2 protein-coding genes are annotated in these 4,359 nt (G+C 62.6%); both read left to right on the forward strand.

Going from position 1 to position 4,359, the window contains the following annotated elements; genetic code table 11:
- Positions 1-1,228, forward strand: a 1,228-nt coding sequence (locus J2I48_RS28000; protein ID WP_229376861.1) for a condensation domain-containing protein, incomplete at its 5' end; no start/stop codon positions are given.
- Positions 1,229-1,332: 104 nt separating this feature from the next.
- The coding region (locus J2I48_RS28005; RefSeq protein ID WP_207338851.1) for a non-ribosomal peptide synthetase at positions 1,333-4,359 on the forward strand (3,027 nt) is incomplete at its 3' end.

A 4,359-nucleotide genomic window follows, 5' to 3' on the forward strand; every position in this document is an offset into this window, starting at 1 on the left:
GGGCTGGGTGCGCCAGTACACGCCCAGCCCCGACGAAGCCCCCCCTGCACTGGTGGTGCTGTCATTGAGTCACTTGCCTGAAAAGCAGGCCCTTGCTGAGCGGGACCGGCAGTTGCTGGCCTTGCGGGGGCAGGCCCTGGCGGCCACTGGCCCGCTCTGCCAGCTGGTGCTGGTGGTCTTGCCGGGGCAAACGCAGCTGGGGCTGGTGGTGCATCACCTGGTGGTGGACGCCTACAGCTGGCGGGTGTTGTGGGCGGACCTGACGACGCTCTACGGCCAGTATATGGGTGGTGGTCGCTTGTCATTACCGGCCAAGACGCACAGCTACCGGGCGTGGTCGGCGGCGCTGTTGGCTCAGGCGGGCAGTAGTTATCTGCAAACCCAGGGGGGCTACTGGCGGGGGGTGGTCAGCCAGGCGCAGGCCTTGCCGCCAGTCGCCACCGGACTGACTGCGGCGATCCAGCGGGCGGGTGAAGCTACTGCGTCTGCAAACCAGATAAGCGTTGACTTCGATCCGTCGTTGCTGGCTGATCTGGCGCTGGCCAACGAAGCCTACGGTACCGAGAGCGGAGAATTACTGCTAACGGCCCTGCTACTGGTGCTGCACGATCATACGGGTCGCGATGCCTGGGTGGTAGAACTGGAAGCCGACGGTCGGCAGGGGTTTGAACAGGGGCCTACAAGTGAACTGGACCTGAGCCGGACGGTGGGGTTGTTTGCCGCCCAGTATCCGGTCGTGCTTCAGGTGGCGGGCGGGGAAGACCTGTCCCGCACGGTGAAGCTGGTTAAGGAACAGGTTCGTTCGGTGCCCGACAAGGGGTTGAGCTACAGTGTGTTGCGCTATTTAACAGAAACAGGCGAGGACCTGGCCCTTCAGCCATCGGTGTGCTTTACCTACGTGGATGAGGTGCTTGAACAGACAGCCGGGCAGATATCTGATGCGGCGCTAGACGTGGTGCAGGCTGATCTGGGAGCCAGGGCCATGTTGCCAACCGGTTGCCAGTTATCAGTTGATGGGGTGGTGTCTGGCGGGCGTTTGTACGTCACGTTTCGGTACCGGCCAGACGCGTTCGCTGCCACTACGGTGGAGGGGTGGGCCGCTGCCTGTCAGCAACAGTTGGCGGCATTGGTGGCGCACTGCCTGGCCCAGCCCGACCGTGAATTGACCCCCTCCGATTTCGGCTACGCCAAACTCTCCATTGACCAACTCGACAACTTCTTCGATTAGCGAAGGGTGATTGGTAGTGCTGTCAGGTCTGAATGCCGCAACACCCCCGACCTGACAGCACTACTAACCACCAACTACCGACTACCAACCCAAAAAGCCTTCCCGTGAAAAATCCATTTACCAGCAAAAACATCAAAGACATCTACGGGCTGTCTCCGATGCAGGAGGGCATGCTCTTCCATGCGTTGCTGGGAAGTTCTCCTTCGGCCTATGTCAACCAGATCAGTTACCGCCTGGAGGGGACTTTGCACGTTGAACTTGTCCAGCAAAGCCTGCAACGGCTTATGGACCGCTACGACGTGCTGCGCACCATTTTCGACCATAAAAAAGCGGATGCCGCTCTACAGGTGGTGCTCAAAGAGCGGGAGGCCGATTTCCGCTACCACGACCTGCGGAAACAAACGCCCGACCAGCAAGTGGAGTTTCTGGCGGTCTACAAGCAACAGGACCGGCAGCGCGGCTTCGACCTCGGTCGGGACATGCTGATGCGCATGAGCTTGCTGCAACTAGCTGATAATCAGTATGAATTAATGTGGACGCACCACCACATTCTCATGGACGGCTGGTGCGCTGACATTCTCATTAGTGAATACAACCAGTTTTATGCCGGGCTTTGTCAGGGGCAACTTCCTGTGCTGCCGCCCCCCGTGCCCTACCGCCGCTACATCGACTGGCTGGGGCGGCAGGACGTGGCTACCTCCCTGGCCTACTGGCAGGACTACCTGGCTGGCTACGACCAACCCGCCAGCCTGCCCACCGCCACTGGGGTCGGACTGGCAGGGGCCACCGCCGAAGGCTATGAGGCCCGCGAACTGGACGTTACCCTCACTGAAACGCTGAGCCAGGGCCTTGCTGAGCTGGCTGTGCGGCAGCGGGCCACGCTCAGCACGCTGGTGCAGTGCGTGTGGGGGCTGCTGCTGGGGCGCTACTGCGACCGGTCGGACGTGGTCTTCGGGGCGGTGGTCTCGGGTCGTCCCCCGCAGGTGGCGGGTATCGAGGGCATGGTGGGCCTGTGCATCAACACGGTGCCGGTGCGGGTGCGTGCGGCGGCTTCGCTGGGGTTTGTCGCCTGGTTGGCCCAGAGTCAGCAGCTGGCCAGTGGGAGCGAGGCGCATCACTACTGTTCGCTGGCCCAGGTGCAGGCCCAGAGCGGGCTGGGGGCCTCGCTGCTCGACCATATCCTCATCTTCGAAAACTTCCCGCTGACCGGTCAGCTGTCGGCTACCGACACTACCAACGGGGCGGCAACGGGTTCCTTTCAACTCCCGGTGGCTAGTCAGGTTGAGGGGTTTTCTCAGACCAACTACCCCCTCAATCTCATCATTTTTCCTGGCCCGGCCCTGAGCTTTCGCTTCAGCTACGATGCCCGGGTTTATACCGAAACAGCCCTGCGACGTACGGCCGACCAACTGGTTTATCTCTTCGAGCAGGTGCTGGCCGACCCTCATCTGCCGCTGTCTCAACTTGACCTGCTGCCCCCCGCCCAGCGAGAAGCCTTGCTGGCACTGGGTCAGGGAGTGGAAGTGGCTTATCCCGACGGGGTTGGCCTGCATGAACTGGTGGCTCGGCAGGCGGCGCAAAGCCCGGCGGCAGTGGCCCTGAGCTGGGCCGGTGGGCAGTGGTCCTACGCCCAGCTGGCCGAGGCCGTGGCCGCGTTGTCGGCCCGGCTAAGTGGGCCATGTGGCGTGGCCCCCGGCGACCGCGTAGGGCTGCTGAGTGGTGCCAGCCCCTGGCGAATTGCCGGACTGCTGGCCATCCTGACGAGTGGGGGCGTGGCCGTACCATTGGCGGCGAATCTGCCTCCTGCCCGGCTAGCTCACATCGTGGCCGATGCGGGCGTGGCCCTGGTGCTGGTGGACGAAGCCAGCCTGAGCGCCCTGCTGCCCGACAGTACCCCCCAACTGCTGCTTACCAATGGGCACGAACCGAACCAGGCTGCTGTTTCCTTCACCGCCCCGCCTGCTCCAAATCACCCGTCGCTCATCGCCGACTCTGGGGCGGCGCTGGCTTATCTCATCTACACCTCGGGCAGCAGTGGCCCGCCCAAGGCCGTGGCCATTCGCCACCGAAGCCTGGTTCATCGTGCCTTGTATCACATTGACTATCTGGATCTTACCGCCCACGATGCGGTGCTACAATTTAGTTCAGCTGGCTTCGATGCGTTTTTGATCGAGACGTTTATGGCCCTGCTGGTTGGCGGACGACTGGTACTGCTAGAAGAAATCACGCGCAACGACCTGCCCGCCCTGGTGGCCTTTCTGGCCCAGCAGCAGGTGAACCTGGCCATTCTGCCGCCTGCCTACCTGCGGCTGCTGGTAGGTCAGGAGTTAGGTAGCTTACATACACTCATCAGCACGGGCGAGGCCGCCAGCCTGGAGGCCAGCCTGACCCTGGCCGCAAACCGGCGGGTTTACAACGGCTACGGACCCACCGAAAGTTGTATCGGGGCCAGCTTCCACCGGGTAGATCCCGACAGGGCGACAGCGTACCGGCAGGCAGGGGGTATTCCCATCGGTCGGCCGTTTGCCAATACAACGGTGTATGTATTGGATAGTCAAGGCCGTATGTTGCCTCGTGGGGTAGCGGGTGAGCTGTGGGTGGGTGGCATTGGGCTGGCGGCGGGCTACTGGGAGCAACCTGACCTGACCGCCGAACGGTTTGTGGAACAGGCCGTGGCCAATGGTCAGCGCCTCTACCGCACTGGTGATCAAGTACGCTGGACCGAGTCAGGCGAACTCGTATACGAAGGTCGGCTGGATGGTCAGGTGCAGGTGCGCGGTATGCGGGTGGAACTCGGTGAGATCGAAAGCGTACTGCTACGCGGGGCGGGGGTGGCGCAGGCGGCGGTGGTGCAGACGTCGGGCAGTGGGCAACTGGTGGGCTACCTGACAGGCACCATCACTCCGGCCGACACGAATGTGCTGCTAGCCACGCTGGGTCAAACCCTGCCCGCCTACATGGTGCCCGCCCAACTGCTGGTGCTCGACGACTTACCCCTGACGGCCAACGGTAAACTCGACCGCCAGGCGCTAGCCAACCGTTCACTCTCATTGGCCTCAGCACAGGAACCATTTAGTGCCCCACAAGGCGAAGTGGAGGTGTTACTAGCCGGTGCCTGGGCCTCGATACTA

It is taken from the genome of Fibrella aquatilis, assembly GCF_017353255.1.
Classification (GTDB): Bacteria; Bacteroidota; Bacteroidia; order Cytophagales; family Spirosomataceae; genus Fibrella; species Fibrella aquatilis.